General features: G+C 58.8%; 19 protein-coding genes. 4 read left to right on the top strand and 15 right to left on the bottom strand.

Translation table 11 applies throughout. The annotated features are described in order from the left end of the window. Nucleotides 1-140: 140 nt before the first annotated feature. Nucleotides 141-2054, top strand: coding sequence for a cation:proton antiporter (locus NWQ23_RS05390; RefSeq protein WP_306165231.1), 1914 nt, complete (start codon nt 141-143; stop codon nt 2052-2054). 4 nt (nt 2055-2058) lie between these two features. Here NWQ23_RS05390 and NWQ23_RS05385 read toward each other — a convergent pair whose 3' ends face one another. The 9 genes from NWQ23_RS05385 to tyrS form a co-directional block, all read right to left on the bottom strand. After that, nucleotides 2059-2487: a cupin domain-containing protein gene (locus NWQ23_RS05385; protein WP_306165230.1), complete on the bottom strand. Its 429-nt coding sequence runs from the start codon at nt 2485-2487 to the stop codon at nt 2059-2061. Continuing rightward, nucleotides 2475-3068 (bottom strand): GNAT family N-acetyltransferase, encoded by a 594-nt coding sequence (locus NWQ23_RS05380; protein WP_306165229.1) that lies wholly within the window; start codon nt 3066-3068, stop codon nt 2475-2477. The genes NWQ23_RS05385 and NWQ23_RS05380 overlap by 13 nt, the downstream gene beginning before the upstream one ends. After that, nucleotides 3065-4342, bottom strand: coding sequence for a phosphopyruvate hydratase (eno, locus tag NWQ23_RS05375; protein WP_306165228.1), 1278 nt, complete (start codon nt 4340-4342; stop codon nt 3065-3067). Before eno ends, NWQ23_RS05380 begins: the two co-directional genes overlap by 4 nt. A gap of 41 nt (nt 4343-4383) precedes the next feature. Beyond that, nucleotides 4384-5274, bottom strand: coding sequence for a DMT family transporter (locus NWQ23_RS05370; protein ID WP_306165227.1), 891 nt, complete (start codon nt 5272-5274; stop codon nt 4384-4386). Between the two features lie 3 nt (nt 5275-5277). Then, nucleotides 5278-5697, bottom strand: coding sequence for a Fur family transcriptional regulator (locus NWQ23_RS05365; RefSeq protein ID WP_306165226.1), 420 nt, complete (start codon nt 5695-5697; stop codon nt 5278-5280). 66 nt (nt 5698-5763) lie between these two features. Next, entirely contained in the window at nt 5764-6741 is a 978-nt protein-coding gene (locus NWQ23_RS05360; RefSeq protein ID WP_306165225.1) for a CorA family divalent cation transporter, read from the bottom strand. Next, on the bottom strand, nt 6738-7589 hold the full coding sequence (locus NWQ23_RS05355; protein WP_306165224.1) for a PhzF family phenazine biosynthesis protein: 852 nt from the start codon (nt 7587-7589) through the stop codon (nt 6738-6740). The genes NWQ23_RS05360 and NWQ23_RS05355 overlap by 4 nt, the downstream gene beginning before the upstream one ends. Further along, entirely contained in the window at nt 7586-8836 is a 1251-nt protein-coding gene (locus tag NWQ23_RS05350) for a sodium:proton antiporter (protein WP_306165223.1), read from the bottom strand. Before NWQ23_RS05350 ends, NWQ23_RS05355 begins: the two co-directional genes overlap by 4 nt. Nucleotides 8837-8909: 73 nt before the next feature. Then, nucleotides 8910-10163: a tyrosine--tRNA ligase gene (gene tyrS / locus NWQ23_RS05345; RefSeq protein WP_306165222.1), complete on the bottom strand. Its 1254-nt coding sequence runs from the start codon at nt 10161-10163 to the stop codon at nt 8910-8912. Nucleotides 10164-10226: 63 nt separating this feature from the next. Here tyrS and NWQ23_RS05340 point away from each other — a divergent pair, with 63 nt between their 5' ends. Continuing rightward, on the top strand, nt 10227-11315 hold the full coding sequence (locus NWQ23_RS05340) for an anhydro-N-acetylmuramic acid kinase (protein WP_306165221.1): 1089 nt from the start codon (nt 10227-10229) through the stop codon (nt 11313-11315). A 215-nt stretch (nt 11316-11530) separates the two neighbouring features. Next, on the top strand, nt 11531-12160 hold the full coding sequence (locus NWQ23_RS05335) for an outer membrane protein (protein ID WP_306165220.1): 630 nt from the start codon (nt 11531-11533) through the stop codon (nt 12158-12160). Nucleotides 12161-12265: 105 nt separating this feature from the next. On the opposite strand, the gene NWQ23_RS05330 is transcribed toward NWQ23_RS05335, so the two are convergent. The 4 genes from NWQ23_RS05330 to soxR are packed head-to-tail and all read right to left on the bottom strand — an operon-like array spanning nt 12266 to nt 15836. Next, a complete protein-coding gene (locus tag NWQ23_RS05330) occupies nt 12266-13075 on the bottom strand; it encodes an isocitrate lyase/phosphoenolpyruvate mutase family protein (protein WP_306165219.1) in 810 nt (269 codons plus the stop codon). Next, nucleotides 13072-14133 (bottom strand): bifunctional transcriptional activator/DNA repair enzyme AdaA, encoded by a 1062-nt coding sequence (locus NWQ23_RS05325; protein WP_306165218.1) that lies wholly within the window; start codon nt 14131-14133, stop codon nt 13072-13074. The genes NWQ23_RS05330 and NWQ23_RS05325 overlap by 4 nt, the downstream gene beginning before the upstream one ends. A 50-nt stretch (nt 14134-14183) precedes the next feature. Continuing rightward, complete coding sequence (locus tag NWQ23_RS05320) at nt 14184-15359, bottom strand: pyridoxal phosphate-dependent aminotransferase (protein ID WP_306165217.1); 1176 nt, start codon at nt 15357-15359, stop codon at nt 14184-14186. A gap of 33 nt (nt 15360-15392) precedes the next feature. Next, the gene (soxR, locus tag NWQ23_RS05315; RefSeq protein WP_306165216.1) at nt 15393-15836 is read right to left on the bottom strand and encodes a redox-sensitive transcriptional activator SoxR; all 444 of its coding nucleotides are present in this window, start codon (nt 15834-15836) and stop codon (nt 15393-15395) included. 191 nt (nt 15837-16027) lie between these two features. Between soxR and NWQ23_RS05310 the strand changes: the two genes are divergently transcribed. After that, a complete protein-coding gene (locus tag NWQ23_RS05310; protein ID WP_306165215.1) occupies nt 16028-16438 on the top strand; it encodes a VOC family protein in 411 nt (136 codons plus the stop codon). Here the strand turns inward: NWQ23_RS05310 and NWQ23_RS05305 are convergent, their stop codons facing one another. Together NWQ23_RS05305 and NWQ23_RS05300 are read right to left on the bottom strand one after the other, a co-directional pair. After that, the gene (locus tag NWQ23_RS05305; protein WP_306165214.1) at nt 16439-17119 is read right to left on the bottom strand and encodes a phosphatase PAP2 family protein; all 681 of its coding nucleotides are present in this window, start codon (nt 17117-17119) and stop codon (nt 16439-16441) included. A gap of 224 nt (nt 17120-17343) precedes the next feature. Further along, nucleotides 17344-17841, bottom strand: a complete 498-nt coding sequence (locus NWQ23_RS05300) for a GNAT family N-acetyltransferase (RefSeq protein WP_306165213.1) — start codon at nt 17839-17841, stop codon at nt 17344-17346. Nucleotides 17842-17931 lie beyond the last annotated feature (90 nt).

Here is a 17931-nt window from a genome sequence, read left to right as displayed (position 1 = left end):
TTCGGTCCTCCCTTTTTTATGGAGCGCGAGGGGTGAGGCGGACTCCGTGATTGGCGATTGTCCGTCCCTTTATCCTGTCTTGGCTCTTCCCAAAGCACCGCCTGCATGCGCATCATTGCGAGCGACATGAGGACAAGACCATGACCGATTTTCTGCTACTGGCCTTCATTTTCCTGATTGCAGGGGTCATTGCGGTACCCATCGCCGCCCGCTTGGGTCTGGGGTCGGTGCTGGGCTACCTGATTGCGGGGATTGTGATTAGCCCGATCCTGACCGTGTTGGACGTCGATGTCATCTCGATCCAGCATTTTGCAGAGTTTGGCGTCGTGATGATGCTCTTTTTGGTAGGGCTCGAGCTGGAACCGAAACGGCTCTGGGCCATGCGCGGCCAGTTGCTTGGGCTGGGCGGTGGTCAGGTCGGACTGACGGCAGCCGTCATTATGGCAATCGGTCTTTTCTTTGGTCTGGGCTGGACAGTCGCCCTCGCGGTTGGCTTGATTGCAGCCTTAAGTTCGACAGCTATCGTTCTGCAAACATTGAATGAAAAAGGCTTGATGAAAAGTGATGGAGGGCAGTCCAGCTTTTCGGTCCTGCTGGCGCAAGACATCGCCGTGATCCCGATGCTGGCGCTGATGCCGCTCTTGGCGCTGCCTGAACTGCTGGATATCGCACATGCCGCAGAGACGGCCCACGGCGCAGAGAGTGACGGTCATAGTGCTGCGCTGAGCCTCGTGGCAGGGCTGAACGGCTGGCAGACAGCCATCGTTAACGTGGTTGCCATCGCGGCCGTTGTGGGGGCTGGCAGCTACCTGACCCGTCCGATTTTTCGCTTTGTGGCTGGGGCCAATCTGCGCGAATTGTTCACCGCCACAGCGTTGATGATGGTCATCGGCATTGCCCTCTTGATGTCGCTGGTCGGCCTGTCGCCGGCACTGGGGACCTTTCTGGCGGGGGTGGTGCTGGCCAACAGCGAATACCGCCACGAGCTGGAATCGGACATTGATCCGTTCAAGGGCCTGCTCTTGGGGCTTTTCTTTATGACTGTCGGTGCGGCCATCAACTTTGGTCTGCTGGCGGACAATCTCGCTTTGATCATCGGTCTTACGGTTTTGTTGATGGTCGTCAAAGCCTTGGTTCTGGTCGGCCTGAGTTTCATCTTCCGGATCCGCGGGTCGGATCGCTGGCTTTTGGCGCTGTCATTGGCACAAGCGGGCGAATTTGGCTTTGTCTTGCTGTCGTTCTCGGTCGCGAGCGCGATTTTGCCACAGGGACTGGCCGATCAGCTTCTGCTGGTCGTGGCGCTGTCCATGATGCTGACGCCGCCACTGTTCATCTTTTACGAACGTGTCATCGCTCCGCGTTACAGCAGGGTTGATGCGGGCGAGGCCGACCAGATCGAAGAGCAGGGCGAGGTCATCATCGCGGGCGGTGGCCGTATTGGTGGGCTTGTCCGTCGCATCCTGAGTGCGGCGGGCTATCATCTGACTGTCATCGACTACAACGCCGCACATCTAGAAAATATGCGCCGCTTCGGGGCGCGAATCTACTATGGCGACGCCACCCGCCCTGATTTGCTGCACGCAGCGGGCCTGCACCATGCGCGGGTTTTTGTGGCCGCCATTGATGACCGCGAGAAGATCACAGAACTTGTGCGCTATGTCGTCAAGACCGCGCCGCATGTGCATGTGATTGCCCGCGCCGTCGACCGGCATCATGTCTACGAGCTTTGGGCGGCAGGATGCCGGGACATCATCCGTGAAAATTATGACAGCGCCTTGCGTATGGGGCGCTCGTCGCTGGAGGCGCTCAATATTCCCAAGGATCGCGCACAGATGATGGTGGATGCCTTCAACACACTGGATCGTGCTTCCATGATTGCTTTGGCGGATGCCTACGACCCGAATATTCCCGTCATGGAAAACGAAACCTATATTGCCCGCGTGCAAGAAGTATTGGGCCCGCGCGAGGCGGAACTGCATGGGCAGATGATGCATATTCTGGAAACCGGCGAGATGCCGGTAGAAGAGCCGAAACCCGCAGGACCGGACGGGTAGGGCGCTAGCGCGGGATATCGACCCCGGGTTCCGCCAGCGTGAAGCCTTCAAACTGGAAACCGGGTGACACGGTGCAGCCGACAAGCGTCCAGTCGCCTGTCGTTGCCGCCATCTGCCAGTGGCGTTCCGGCACGATGACTTGGGGGATTTCGCCTGCGGCCAAGTCGGGCCCGAGAAGAAGGTCCTCAGCAGGCCCCTCAATGCTGGGTGCCAGCGACAGCACCAGCGGCGCACCTGCATAATAGTGCCAGATTTCAACGGCATCGACCGCATGCCAATGGCTGGCTTGGCCGGCTTTCAGCAGAAAATAGATGCAGGTGCCTGTGGCGCGGCCCTCGTTTTCGGCCACCCATGTCTGGCGGTAGTAACCGCCTTCGGGATGCGGGGCGAGGTCCAGTTGGGCGATGATTTGATCGGCGGTCAAGGCAGACATGGCACATGCTTTGCTTGTGTGGGGTGGATAACGCCGCGTAGTCGCGGGTCAGGAAAGATATCGACTTCGGCCTTATAGGGCACAAAGCCCGTGCGCTGGTAGAACGCCAGCGCGCCGGGAGCGTCCAGCGAACAGGTATGCACGTGAAAGCGGCTGATCTCACGGCTGAAGGCCTGACGCTGGGCAAGAGCCATCATGGGCCCGCCCAATCCTTGGCCTGTGGCTGCGGGGATCAGACCGAAATAGGCCAGCGCACATTCCCCTGCGGTCCGGAAATCCAGTTCGACAAAACCAATCATCGCGTCACCTTGCCGGATGATCCAGATTTCAACAGCGCGGTCCGTCAGGATCGCCGAAAGCGCGTCGTCCGGTACCAGATGCCGCGATGTCCAGAGCCAGGGATCACCCACCGCACGGAACAGCGCGCGATAGCTGGCAATATCCGGCGTTTCGCATGTGGCTGTCACATCTTGTGGAAACGGCTTTGGGGCCGTCATCGCGGGGGCTGTCATCTCCAGATGGGTGACAACCGCCGCCAAATGGCCTTTGGGAACGGCATATTCGCCTTCCTTCAGCATCATCCTTTCAGAATGCTCCGCCCCGCATAGACAGCGGTTTCACCCAGCATTTCCTCGATACGGATCAACTGGTTATACTTGGCCAACCGGTCAGAGCGCGACAGTGACCCGGTCTTGATCTGACCGCAGTTCGTGGCCACGGCAAGATCGGCGATGGTGGTGTCCTCGGTCTCACCGGACCGGTGCGACATCACGTTGGTGTACCGCGCACGGTGGGCCATTTCGACAGCCTGCAAAGTCTCGGTCAGTGATCCGATCTGGTTGACCTTGACCAGCATGGAGTTGGCACAGCCTTTGGCGATCCCTTCGGCCAGTCGGGCAGGGTTGGTCACGAACAGATCGTCGCCCACCAGTTGCACCTTGTCGCCGATCATATCGGTCAGGACCTTCCAGCCTTCCCAGTCATCTTCGGACATACCGTCCTCGATGCTGATGATGGGGTAATCTGCGGCGAGTTTCGCGAGATATTCCGCGTTCTCTTGCGATGTCAGCGAAATCCCTTCGCCCACCATCTCGTATTTGCCGCCCTTGTAATATTCGGTCGCCGCACAATCGAGCGCCAGATAGATATCCTCGCCCGGCTTGTATCCAGCCTTGTCGATCGACGTCATGATGAAATCAAGTGCGACGCGGGTGCTGGCCAGATTGGGAGCAAAGCCACCCTCATCGCCGATGCCGGTGTTGTGGCCGGCGGCAGAGAGTTCCTTTTTCAGCGTGTGGAACACTTCAGAGCCCATGCGCACGGCCTCTTTGATATTCTCGGCAGCGACCGGCATGATCATGAATTCCTGAATATCAATCGGGTTGTCCGCATGTTCGCCGCCATTGATGATGTTCATCATCGGCACCGGCAGAGTGCGGGCCGATGTGCCGCCGATATAGCGGAACAGCGGCTGCGCGGTGAAATCGGCAGCGGCTTTGGCGACGGCCATCGACACGCCAAGGATCGCATTGGCGCCAAGCCGGCCTTTGTTGGCTGTGCCGTCCAGTTCGATCATCGCCATATCGATGCCCACCTGTTCGGTCGCATCAAAGCCAAGGATTTCTTGCGCGATTTCGCCGTTCACGGCGGCGACAGCTTCAAGCACACCTTTGCCCATATAACGGCTTTTGTCGCCATCGCGCTTTTCCACGGCCTCATGCGCGCCGGTCGAGGCACCCGATGGCACCGCCGCGCGGCCCATGGTGCCGTCTTCCAAAATCACGTCGACCTCGACCGTGGGGTTGCCCCGGCTGTCCAGAATTTCGCGGGCGTGGATGTCGATGATCGTGCTCATAGGCGTGCTCCTTTGGGAGAATGTTAGCGGTATCAGCGCCTCTATAGCGCCGGTTTTAGTGTAAGTGAAGCGCGGTGCAAGCGGGCCTCGCGGACGAGTGTGTAGATGCCAGAGGTGATAATGATCGCCACCCCCAGCAAGGTCAAAAGATCGGGCCGTTCGGCAAAGACGATGTAGCCGATCACCAGCGCAAAAACCATACGACTGTAACGGAATGAAGAAATGATCCCCGCGTTGCCGTGGCGCGTGGCTGTGACAATGGCAAGATAGGCGATCATCCCGACGACGACGGCTGCAACCAACAAAAGCAGCCCTGCCGTATCGGGCATAACGGGCCTTTGCCCTTGCAGGGCCATCAGCGCCATACTGGCCGGAACGACGACCGAAAAGGTATGTGTGGCCAGTTGCGCCCCCGAGAGGCTGACCGTCAGACTGCGGGTCAACAGATCGCGTGAGGCCAGCGCCAACATGCCTGCAACCGCCAAAAGCGTGGCAGGGGTAAATCCCTCCAGTCCGGGGCGGATGATAATCAGCACGCCGATAAAGCCGAAAAGGATCGCAATCCAGCGCCGCCATCCAATCGGTTGCCCCAGAAAAAGCGCGGCTCCCAGTGCGACAACAAGCGGTGTGGCCTGAATAACAGCCGAGGCTGTGGTCAGCGGGATCAGCGTCAAGGCAGTGGCAAAAAGGACGGTGCCTGTCGCATCGCAGGCGCTGCGCATCAGCACTTTGCGGTTAAGATACTCGGCTTGCCACAGCGGCTTGCCGTTCAGTTTCGCCAAGCCCAGAAACCCCAGCAGACCGCCCAAAGCCATGACCACCAGAACCTGTCCCACGGGCATATCGCGGGCCAGAAATTTGATCAGCGCGTCTTCGATCGCGAAACATAACATCGCAAAGACCATAAAGGCCGCACCGCGCAGGTTTTCCAAGATTTAGTCGTCCTTGTCTGTGAGCGGGACCGCGTAAAGTTCCAACCGATGCCCCATCAGCCGATAGCCGAGTTTTGCCGCGATCTTTTCTTGCAGCGCTTCGATTTCGGGATCGACAAATTCGATCACCTCGCCCGAGTGTACGTCGATCAGGTGGTCGTGGTGGTCGCGGTCGGCCGCTTCATAACGGGCGCGCCCATCGCCGAATTCGTGTTTTTCCAGAATACCGGTCTCTTCGAAAAGTTTGACCGTGCGATACACCGTCGCCAGCGAAATACGCGGATCAACGGCAGAGGCGCGGTTGTAAAGCTCTTCGACATCCGGGTGATCGTCGGCATCCTGCAAAACGCCCGCTATCGTGCGGCGCTGCTCGGTCATCCGCAGCCCGTTTGCTTCGCAGCGTTCCAGAATGGTGGTCGTCATCGCGGCCTCGTGTTGTCTTGATCCGGTGATAACGGGCCTTTGGCGCGGTTTCTAGTGTTCACCGCCCTAGAACCACCGCAGCCAGCGCAAGATCACATAGCCGAACGCCCCGATCACCACCATCGCCACACAGAGGATCACAAAGCCCAGATCGCTATCAACCCCGGGCATGCCGCCGACATTGACGCCAAAAAGACCCGTCAGGAAACCCAAAGGCAGGAAAATCGCGGCAATCACCGAAAGGACATAGCCGTTATGGGCCAGTCGGGTGTCATTGTTCAGATCCACATGCTGGCTCAGCGCGATCAGCCGATCCGTCACCTCATGCACTTCTTCCACAGATCGGGTGGCGCGGTTGGCCGTATCCCGCAGCCTGTGCCGCAGCTTCTTGGGGATCAGCACGGTTTCGATGGTCGCAAGGGATTTCAACGCATCCGTCATCGGCCCGATATGCCGCCGCAGTTTGATGACACTGCGGCGCAGGGGGGCCAGAGTGGTCACATCGCGGCTGTCGTTGTCATAGACGGCCTCTTCCAACTGGTCTGTGCGCAGTTCCAGATCAAGCGAGATCTGTTCGATCCGCGCGACAAGATGTTCGGTGACACGTGCCACAAGCCGCGCAGGGGTGGGCGGTGCATCATGGCTTCGCATCTGGTTGGCAAGGTCCTCCATTGCGAAAACCCGTTCGCGGCGGACCGTGACCACCAACCTGTCGGTCATCCACAAACGCAGCGACACCATGTCCTCCAACTCGGCCCCTTCGTTGAAGTTCACGCCGCGAAAGGTGGCAAACAGCCCTTCCTCATGGTTCTCGACATGGGGGCGGGTTTTCGCAGCAAGCAGCGCACGTGCAGCCAGCGGTGGGAGCGTGACATGACACCATTCTTCCAGTCCAGCTGTGGCAAGGTCAAAATGCAGCCACCGATAAACCACATCCTGCTGATCGATTGGAGACGCGATGTCGGCGACGATCAGCACTTGCCCGTCAGAACGGATATCAAAAGCGCAAAGCGGCTGCGGTAGAGTGCTGGCGCCGACAGTCATATAACCAGCAGACCCTGCATGGTCCGCACGGCCTGTCCGCTGACGGTCACCGGAACGGGGTGCGCCAGTTGTGTGGAGGCCGTGATATACGATGGCCGCCCCATGGTTTCGCCCTGAAGAATGTCCAGGGTCAGATCCATTTGCAATTCTTCGGTCAAAAGAGCGGCCAAAGCGGCACAGGCGCTGCCGGTGGCTGGATCTTCGGGGATATTGTCGAGCGGGGCAAACATGCGCGCCTTGATCTCCATGCCATCGCGGACATAGGCAAAGAGGGGAAAGTCGATGCTGGCTGGGTAAAGGGCGGCGGCACGTTTGAACTGATCCGTCACCGGGGCGCAGGCGGCCAGCTGGTCCTGGTCTGCCAGCTCTACAATCGCAAATTCCAGCCCGACACCGGCATAGACCGGCCCATGCGTATCGGTTTTCACAGCAGAAGGATCAAGTCCAAGACAGGCGGCAAGCAAAGCGGGTTCAAGCGCCGCGCGCCGGCTGAGCGGGGCCGAGGTCGTAAAGGAGGCCAAATCGCCATCAAAGGCACAAGGGATCGGGCCGACCCCAAGCTCTAGCACCATCGGACCCGGGCGACCTTCGTCGCGCAGCGCAATAGCGGTGCCGATCGTAGGGTGCCCCGCAAAGGGAATTTCCATCGTTGGTGTAAAGATACGCACGCGCGCCGTATGGTTCGGATCATCGGGCGGATAAACAAAGGTTGTCTCGGAAAAATTGAATTCCCGTGCGATCTTTTGCAACCGATCCTCGGCGATCCCTGTGGCATCGGGGATTACCGCGAGTGGGTTGCCGCCAAAGGGTACGGCTGAAAACACGTCATAGACAAAATAGGGGGTCATGGTTTGGCGCTTTCTGTTTTGTTCAACCGCTGCGCAAGCTGCGCGACGGTCAATCCTTGTACGATAATCGAGAAGATCACGACCATATAGGTGGCCGTCAAAATCACCGGCTTCCATTCGCCTTCGGGCAAGGACAGGGCCAGCGCCACCGAAATCCCGCCCTTCAGCCCGCCCCATGTCATGATCGGGATCACGCCGGTCGAGAAATCGCGGAACGGGCGCAGGATCAGGATCGGCACGGCAACCGCCGCCAAACGCGCCAGAAGCGCCAAGGCGATGGCCGCGACACCCGCTGTCAGGTATTCAAAGTTGAAGGCCACCGCAAAGACCTCGACCCCGATCAGCAGGAACAGGACCGCGTTAAGGATTTCGTCGATCAGTTTCCAAAAGGCATCCACATATTTGCGGGTTTCCTCGGACATCCCGTATTTTGTGCCCACATCGCCAATCAGCAGCCCTGCGCAAACGGCCATGATCGGGGCCGAGACATGCAGGTAAACCGCCAGTTCATAGCCGCCAAAAGCCAGTCCGAGGGTTATCAGTACCTCAAGCGAATAATCATCTATCCGGCGCATCACCCGAAACGTGAGCCAGCCCAGCACAAGGCCCAAAACGGCACCGCCGACGGCCTCTTGCAAGAATAGCGTGGCCGCATCGGCAAGCCCGCTGCCATGCGCATCGCCATGCGGAAAAGCAAGCCCGATCAGCACAAGGAACACCACGTAAGCCACGCCGTCATTAAACAGGCTTTCGCCCGCGATCTTGGTCTCCAGCGATTTTTGCAGGTTCGCTTGACGCAAGACGCCCAAGACCGCGACCGGATCGGTGGGTGATATCAAGGCCCCGAACACCAGCGCCACAAGGATCGGCATCCCGGTCAGCCAAGAGAACCCATAGCCAACAATCGCCGTCGACAAGCCGATCCCGATGGTGGCCATCAAGGCCACGACAACCCATTCGCGCCGCAGATCAGTGAGTTTGACATGCAAGGCTCCGGCAAAGAGCAAGAGGCCCAACATGCCCTCCAGCAAAGCCTCGGAGAATTCGATCTCCAGCACAGTCGCGCGGACGACATCCGCCACGCCAAGGCTGGGGACGGTGATATCCAGAAGCATCACGACCAAGGATGCCACCAGCGACACAACCAGAATGCCGATCGCGGAAGGAAGCTTTAGAAAAAGGTAGTTGATCGCCCCAAATGCGCCCGCAAGGACGATCAGAAGGGATGTGATTTGCAGGAGTGTCATGGGCAGGGCCTTAGGCGGTGTTGCCTTGGCTTAGCACCAGACGCCGCGCGTTGCCAGCGACGACAGGTCCGGACTAGTCACCCAGCTGCACCAGCGCGTGGCGTTTCTTGCCCGCGCTCAGTTTGATCGGTTGCCCCAAAGCTTTCGCATCAATGATGAGACCGGCATTTGTCAGCGGGTCATCGTTCAAACGTGCCCCGTTTTCGGCAATCAGGCGTTTCGCTTCCTTACCAGTGGTCGCAAGGCCAGAGCGGACGATCAGTTGCACGATGGAAATCCCTTCGCCAAGCTCGTCGGCAGACAAGGTCAGCGTGGGCAGATCATCCCCGACACCGCCCTTTTCAAAGACTTCGCGCGCCGTGGCCTCTGCGGTCTTTGCCGCCTCTGCCCCATGCAAAAGCGTCGTGACCTCATTGGCGAGGATGATTTTTGCGGCGTTGATGTCCGCACCTTGCAGCGCCCCCAAGCGGTCGCATTCCTCCACCGGCAATTCGGTGTAAAGCTTGAGGAAACGCCCAGTATCGGCATCCGTTGTGTTGCGCCAGAACTGCCAGAACTCATAGGGGCTGAGCATATCCGCATTGAGCCAGACCGCTCCAGATTGGGACTTGCCCATCTTCTTGCCATCGCTGGTCGTGAGCAAGGGCGAGGTCAGCCCGTAAATCTCGTGATCCAGCACGCGGCGGGTCAGGTCGATCCCGTTCACGATATTGCCCCATTGATCCGAGCCACCCATTTGCAGCAGGCACCCATAGCGACGGTTCAGTTCAAGGAAATCATAGGCTTGCAGGATCATGTAGTTGAATTCAAGGAAAGACAGCGACTGCTCGCGGTCCAGACGTGATTTCACGCTTTCAAATGACAGCATCCGGTTGATCGAGAAATGCCGCCCGATGTCGCGCAGAAAATCGAGGTAGTTCAAGCCGTCCAGCCATTCGGCGTTGTTGATCATCAGCGCATCGGTGGGGGCATCGCCATAGGACAGGTAGGCTGCAAAGACCTGCTTGATCCCCGCAATATTCGCGTCGATCTGCTCCGGTCCCAGCAGCGGGCGTTCATCCGCGCGGAATGACGGATCGCCCACTTTGGTCGTCCCACCCCCCATCAGGGTGATCGGCTTGTGGCCGGTCTTTTGCAGCCAGCGCAGCATCATGATCTGGATCAGCGATCCCACATGCAGCGACTTCGCCGTCGCATCGAAACCGATATAGGCAGGCACCACCCCTTTGCTCAGCGCCTCGTCAAGGCCCTGATAATCCGTGCAGTCGGCCAGAAAGCCGCGCGCGATCATGACTGTCATGAATTCGGATTTGGGATGGTAGGTCATATGCTTGTTCCTGACGTGATCTCGGGGCACTCTATAGTCAGGAGCAAGGCCGAGGGAAAGTGGATGTTGCAGACAGGTGTAATGCGAGCCTTGGGGACGATGTCGGGCACGTCTTTGGACGGGGTCGATGCCGCTATTGTCGACACCGACGGGGTGACAATTCACGGGTTCGGCCCTGTGGCCTATCGGGCCTATACCGCTCAAGAGCGGGCAGTCTTGCGCAGCGCATTGGGTCTTTGGCCGGATGACGTGATCGGGCCTGCGCAACAGATTGTCGAAGCGGCCCATCTTGATGTCATGAAACCCTTTGGTGCGGTCGATCTGGCGGGTTTTCACGGTCAAACCCTGGCCCATGATCCCGGAGGACGCGGCACACACCAATGCGGCGACGGGACCGTGCTGGCGCAGGCCTTGGGCTATCCCGTGGCTTGGGATTTTCGCAGCAATGATGTGGCCGCAGGCGGGCAGGGCGCGCCTTTGGCCCCGTTCTATCACTTTGCCTTGGCCAAGTGGATCGGGGCAAAAGCGCCTGTCGCCTTCTTAAATCTGGGTGGCGTCGGTAATATCACCTGGGTGAACCCGCAGGCCGGTGATCCGTCCGAGCCTGATGCGCTACTGGCGTTTGACACAGGCCCTGCAAACGCTCCGATGAATGATCTGATGCAGGCACGACGGGGCGTGGACTATGATGCGGACGGGGCACTGGCGGGCCAGGGTCTGGCGGATCACGCCATTATCGCGGATTTTCTGGCGCATCCCTATTTTGAACGCACCGCCCCCAAGTCGCTGGACCGCGATGCCTTTGCGGGGTTGATCACGTCGGTTGCAGGGCTTGCAGAGGCGGACGCAATGGCCACACTGGCCGAAGCTGTGGTGCAAAGCGTCAAGAAAGCGGTCGCAATATGCCCCAGCGTACCGACACAGGTGCTGGTCACAGGGGGCGGGCGGCGCAATGCGACAGTCATGACAGGGTTGTCGCGGGCGCTGGAATGTGCGGTAATCCCTGTGGAAGCTGTCGGCCTGGACGGCGATATGCTCGAGGCACAGGCCTTTGCCTATCTGGCGGTCAGAGTGGCGCGTGGCCTGCCACTGTCCAGCCCGCAAACCACCGGAGTAGGCGCACCGCTGTCAGGTGGGCAGCTCGCGCGGTAAATAAAACCCCCCATTATACAGCCTCACGAAAACGTGCGTCTGATATAGGTTAATCCCGGGGTTTTTCTCGAAAAATCGGCCACTTATGGCCGATGCCTACCGGCTGACTCCGCAGGTTTTGGCCGATCGACTCCTCATCGTTCGGCGACTCATTGAACCCGCAGCGAGAGTGGTCATGTGTGTCGAGCACAACAAACCGATAAACGGAGAATAAAATGAAAACGACAATGAATATCGTTCGCACGAGCATGTTTGCAGCACCTTTGGCACTGGTTGCCGGCATGGCCTCTGCAGGCGGACTTTCCGAGCCAGTGATCGCGGCAGCACCCGCTCCCGTCATGGTCGCACCGGCCCCGGTGATGCGCGGCGCAGACTGGACTGGCTTTTATGCCGGTGGCCAGCTTGGTTATGGGCGCATCAGTTCTGACAGCATCACCGATGCCGATGATCCAACAGGCGCCACTTATGGTGTGCATGCTGGCTATAACTATGACCTCGGCAGCCTTGTATTGGGTGGCGAGCTGGATGTGGACGGTACAAGCATTTCCTCGGACACCCCAGCGGTTGATGTGGATACCGTGGCACGTGCCAAAGTCAAACTGGGTTATGATGCAGGGCAGTTCATGCCTTATCTGACCGCTGGCGTCGCACGGCTTCAGACTTCTGGTGCGCTTGATGGCGACACCGATGGCAACTTTGCCGGTCTGGGTATGTCTTACATGATGAGCGACTCGGTCATTCTGGGCGGCGAAGTGCTGCAGCACCAGTTTGAAGATGTTGCCGATGCAGCCGGTGTCGATGTCGATGCCACCACACTTTCGCTGCGTGCGTCTTTCAAGTTCTAAGGCAGACTGCCCAAGATAAGCATCCCGACGCACTGTCCCTTCCCCCAAGCTACTGTCGCTTTGGATGCTTGACTGAGGCCCGCTGGTAAAACAGCGGGCCTCTTTTTATGCAAGCAGCGCGTCGATCCTGTCGCTGCTGATCCCGTGTTGCAGCGCATCGAAGGTGCCTGCGCCCAGCATTTCATGTGCCGCATCATGGATCGCACGATGGGTGATCCGCGCCAAAGAAGAGCCAAGCGAGATGCGCCCGACCCCGATCTTGGCATAATCCGCGAGGCTATGGCCCGCGAATTGCCCGGCGACCAGCGCATTTACCGGCGCAGTGGTTGCCGCACAGATCTTTGCCAGTGCCGCCATATCGGGTGGCAAAGGCGCATAGAGGCAATCCGCCCCTGCCGCGTCAAAGGCTTGCAACCTGCGGATCGCTTCATCCGTATCATAGGCCCCCGTCAGTATCCCATCCGCCCGCGCGGTCAGCACAAAGTCATCCGGTAGAGCACGGGCCGCGGCGGCCGCCGCCTTGATCCGTGCGACCGCAAGTTCGAAATCATAAGCGGTTTGTGCAGGCAGGGCCGTGTCCTCGATACAGATACCGGCAAGCCCGACTTCTGCGGCCAGACGGACCGTTTCGGCGCAGGTGTCCGGATCATCGCCAAAACCGTTTTCGAAATCACCCTGCACCGGGATCGTGACAGCGCTGACAATTTCGGCAGCATGGGCAAGCGCCTCATCGCGCGACACTGTCCCGCCATCGGGACGGCCCATGGTAAAGGCATGGGCCGCAGATGATGTGGCCAGGGCTTTGGCCCCCATCCCCTGCATCATTCTGGCAGAGCCGCGATCCCAGACATTGATCATCAGCAAGGGATTGCCCTTGACATGGAGTGCGCGAAAAATCTCGGCGGGGTGGGTCATGGGGTGCACCTTTTTGCATAGTGTTTTTCAAGGTCGATCAGCTGTTGCTTGCGCCAAAGACCGCCGCCATAGCCGGTCAGGGTTCCGTCTGCGCCGATCACCCTGTGGCAGGGAATGATCAGGGCGATCTGATTGGCACCATTCGCCTGCGCTACGGCGCGCGTGGCATGAGGCGCACCGATCTGCTTGGCCAAAGCCCCGTAGCTGCGGGTTTCGCCTGCCGGAATCGTTTGCAGCGCAGTCCAGACCGCGCGCGCAAAGGCTGACCCGTGCAAGGCCAGCGGGACGGTGAACCGGTCGCTTTGCTTGTTGAAATAGGCGTCCAGTTCAGCGGCGACGCGGTCGGTGGTGTCAAATCTGCCGATCCCGATGCTGTCTTTGGAAAGCTTGCGCAGGCGCTTGATCTCTGCGGGCAGCGCCTTGCGGTCTGCGAATTCCAGCAGATGCAGCCGGGTCTTGTCGCAGATCGCGATCATATCCCCCAAAGGCGTCATGATATGCGCAGCCCTGAGCATCGCATCCGGCTGGAAATGTCCCGGCGCTGTTCCCATCATCTTGGCAAATGCGGCCCGAAAGGCCGAAGGGCTTTCAAAGCCCGCATCAAGTTGGGCGTCAATCACCGATCCAGCTTCGAGGGCCGTAAACCCGTTTGCCAGTCGCCTGCTGCGCGCGAGTTCCAGAAATGTCATGCCAAGATGCCGCTTGAAGGCGCGCCTGACCGTGGATGGGTCAAACCCCATCCGCGCGACATCCGTTTCCGACCAGCGATAATCCGGCTGTGCCTCCAGTGCTGCGAGCAAGGCGCCAATCGCGGGGTCCGTCTGCGCCGCGGGCGCCAGCGGATGGCAACGCTTGCAGGGGCGAAATCCCGCGTGAATACAGTCGGCTATATCTTTGTAAAAAATACAGTTTTCACGTTTGGGCTTGCGTGCGGGGCAGGTCAGGCGGCAAAAGATGCCGGTCGAGGTCACACCGACATAGGCGCGTCCGTCATAGCCCGCATCGCGGGCCAGCAGGGCGTCATAGAGCGTGGTATCATCAGGCAGGTCAAACAACATGTCCCGACACTAGCCGATTCTGGATCGTCGTGCCGCCGGAAATCGGGCGTTTATTCTGCCGCGAGGGCGCTGGCAAAGGCCAGAAGACGCGACAGCGCGTCAAGGTATTTGTCATCGGCGATGGTCATCGCGACCCGCACATGCCCTGCGGCAGCCTGTCCAAAGCTTTCGCCGGGCATCACAGCGATCTGCTCGGCGTCCAGCAAGGCATTGGCAAAACCTTCCCCATCCATCCCCGTCGCGCGGATATCCAGCATCACATACATCGCCCCCTGTGCGGGCACGGCACGCACGACGTTTTGCCCTGCCAAGGCTTGCATGGTCAGGTCGCGTCGCCGCCGGAACGGGGCCGCGACGGTCTCTTCCACCGCGTCACCCTGACCAAGTGCGAAATGGGCTGCGTCCTGAACAAATCCCGCAACACCATAGTTGGTATGGGTTGAAAGGTTGATCATCTCGCTGATCACCTCCTTCGGACCACAGACCCAGCCGATCCGGCTGCCTGTCATGGCATGGCTTTTGGACATGGACCCCACGACCAGCGTGCGTTCGGCCATGCCGGGCAGGCTGCGCGGGCTGATATGGCGGCCTTCCCAGACCTGCGTGTCGTAAACCTCGTCCGAAATCAGCCACAGATCATGGGCGATGCAAACATCGGCGATGGTTTGCAGGGTTTCGGCAGAATAGACGACGCCGGTTGGATTGTTGGGGGTGTTGACCAGGAGCGATTTTGCACCCGCTGCCGCAGCGTCGAGCGCCGCTTTGGTCGGTTGGAACGCAGTCTCGGGCGATGTCGCGATGGCCTTTGGCACAGCGCCCGCACCACGGATGGTGCCGGGGTAGGTGACATAAAAGGGGTCGATGAAAAGCGCGGTGTCTCCGGGATCGCAAACCGCGATATAGGCGGCAAAAAGTGCGGCTTGCCCCCCCGGCGTGATCAGGATGTTTTCAGAGGTTGTCGGCACGCCTGTGCGCGCTTCTATCCGCGCGGCGACGCTTTCGCGCAGCTGCGGGGTGCCGGGGATGGTCGCATAGCCCGTATGCCCCCCGACGGCCGCCTGATCCATGGCACGCAGGATATCGGGATGCGTTCGGATATCGTGCTCTCCGATGGTCAGTTCGGTGACGGGAATGCCGTCGGCAATCATGCGGCGGGCGCGATAAAACACGTCCCAGCCGTCAGAGCCGCCGCCGGTGATGTTTGTGATGCGATGCGAGAGTTTCATGACGCGCAGGGAAACGGCGAAGTCAGGGCGAAGTCAAGGGCGCTGCCCCGACAGATTGCGCGGACCGCTCCCGTCTTGGCCCTTTATATCGGCAGGGTTGTAGAGCGCGCAGGATTTCAGGCTCAGACAACCGCAACCGATACAGCCGTCCAGTTTGTCGCGCAGGTCTTCCAATGCCATGATCCGTTGGTCGATATCCTTGCGAAATGATGTGCTGATGCGGGTCCAGTCGGCCTTTGTGGGCGCTTTGTGATCGGGCAGGTTGCGCAGGTGCGGGGCAATATCCGAAAGGGCAAACCCCAGCTTTTGCGCAGCGATAACAAAGGACAACCGCCTGATATCAGACCGCCCGTACCGCCGGTGCCCGCCTTGATTGCGCAGGGGTTTCACAATGTCATGAGTCTCGTAAAAGCGGATGGCAGAGACCGCGAGCCCTGTGCGCGCGGCAAGATCGCCGATGGTCAATCCCTGCGCCATGCAGAAACTCCTTGATCTCAAGTTAACTTGAGGAATGACAACAGATTCGCGTTGTTTTGCAAAGAGGAGAGAAAACATGCCAAAGGTCACCACAAGGCGCAATTGCGCAGCACCTTTCATGGTGTCGCTCAAGCTTCAAGACATGCGGGCCTTGTCCTTTTTATCAGATCACTGAAGCGGAGAACCTGAAGATGGCACAACTCGAACACGTCAACATTACTGTATCAGATCCCCAGAAAACGGCGGCAATGCTGCGTGATCTTTTTGGTTGGCAGACACGCTGGGAAGGGTCTGTGCTGAATGGTGAGGGCTACACGGTGCATGTGGGCACGGACGACCACTATATTGCGATCTATTCTGGATATGATCCGGCACAAACAATTCCAAAGGCCGATGCCAGTTATCAAACGCGCGGCGGGCTAAATCACATCGGCGTTGTGGTTGATGATCTGGCTGCAGTCGAAGCGAGGGTCAAAGCGCTTGGCTATGCGTCCCATAGCCATGCCGACTATGAACCCGGCAAGCGTTTCTACTTTCACGATGCCGATGGCATTGAATTCGAGGTGGTGAGCTACCGGCCAACTCTGCCTGATAATTCTTGATCAGCTCGCAACGGCTTTCATCAGATATCGCGACAATTCAAACAATGTCGTAATCTCGTAGGTGAAGAAGAAAAGCAGGGGATAGCCGATTGCCTCCCTTGTTTCAAAGAACGGAATGATCCCGATCCGGCGCAAGAGCGCTGTGAGGGGTTTCATCAGGACAAGGGCGCAAAGGCTGCCGATCAACGCGCCCACGACGATATCGGAAGGCCAATGGAGGCCGACCACAATACGGGGGATGGCCACAACGAAAACCGCCCAGACCAAAAGCAGCAGGCCAAAGCGGCGGTTGACTGTCAGGATCGCGACCGCAAATCCGATAAAGAGCGAGGCATGGTCAGAGGGCATGGAACTCCAGCCATCCAGAACGCCGCGGAATTCACCGCCCATATCGTTCATGTCCAGCCCCGGCGTGTGAATGGGGCGCAAACTCATCGGCAGACGATCTGCCAGCACTCGGGTGATGAGAATGATCGGAATGGTGCAAAGAAGGGCCGCCAGCAGCTTTTCCCTGATCTGGGTGCGCGCTGCCGCGTTGCTGGGCAAAAACCAAAGAAGCCAGACCACGGCCATGAAAGGCAGCGCCTTGATATGGGACACTTGCGCAAAACGGATCGCGTCATTCAGTAACTCGTACTTGCCGTTAAACTGATTAAACCAATGAAAAACAACAAGATCCAAAGAATACGCCCTAAGCAGAATCGCAGAGCTTTGACGCTAGTCTGCCCGACGGTGGCGTTCAAGTCAGTCGTGCGTGCATCAGCTATTGGGCGACTGGCGCTTTGGTCCCTGCGCCTGCATGTCGCGCATTGATCGGGGGCGAGGCCACAGCGCGGAACTTGAACACGTTTAGGAAGCTGGTTGAGATGGTGGAGACTTGACGTCTGTTTTGCGCGACGAAGCTGTCAGAGAATTTTGCGTTTTGCCTGCATTGGCAAGATCAGTCCCCACCTGCTGTCCTGCGGAGGACCGGCGACCTCAAAGCCGATCTTCTTGTAGACCGCAATCGCACGTTCGTTGTCGGGATGTGGATCGGTAGCAACGACCGGCGCACCTGCCTCAAACAAGGACCGCACCCTTGCCCGGATAAATGCCGATCCGTGGCCAAGACCGATCATGTCAGGTTCGCCGATATACTGGTCAATCCCCCTTGACCCCTTCGGAAGCCTGGCGAAATGATGCTCGACCCACCCGTGGACAGTGTAATCCTGCATGAACGCGAAAGGTTTACCGTCCGTCTCAACGATCCATCTGGCAACGCGGATGTCAGCGATTTCTTCTTCGTCGTAAGGCTCGGTTTCGCCCCACCATTCACGGACATGCGGTTGGGATTGCCAACCCGTCAGCAATGACAGATCATCCATCGTCGCTTTGCGAAAAATATACTGTCTTGTTGCTTCCATAGGCCAATCTTATCAAGATTTTGCTTTGCTGCTAAGGGCTCAAACCTGCCATCCCATCCACGCCCAACAAATTCTGGACGCCAACGCTTC

This window comes from Yoonia sp. (genome assembly GCF_030731595.1).
Classification (GTDB): domain Bacteria; phylum Pseudomonadota; class Alphaproteobacteria; order Rhodobacterales; family Rhodobacteraceae; genus Yoonia.
This window is presented reverse-complemented; position numbering and strand designations above follow the sequence as displayed.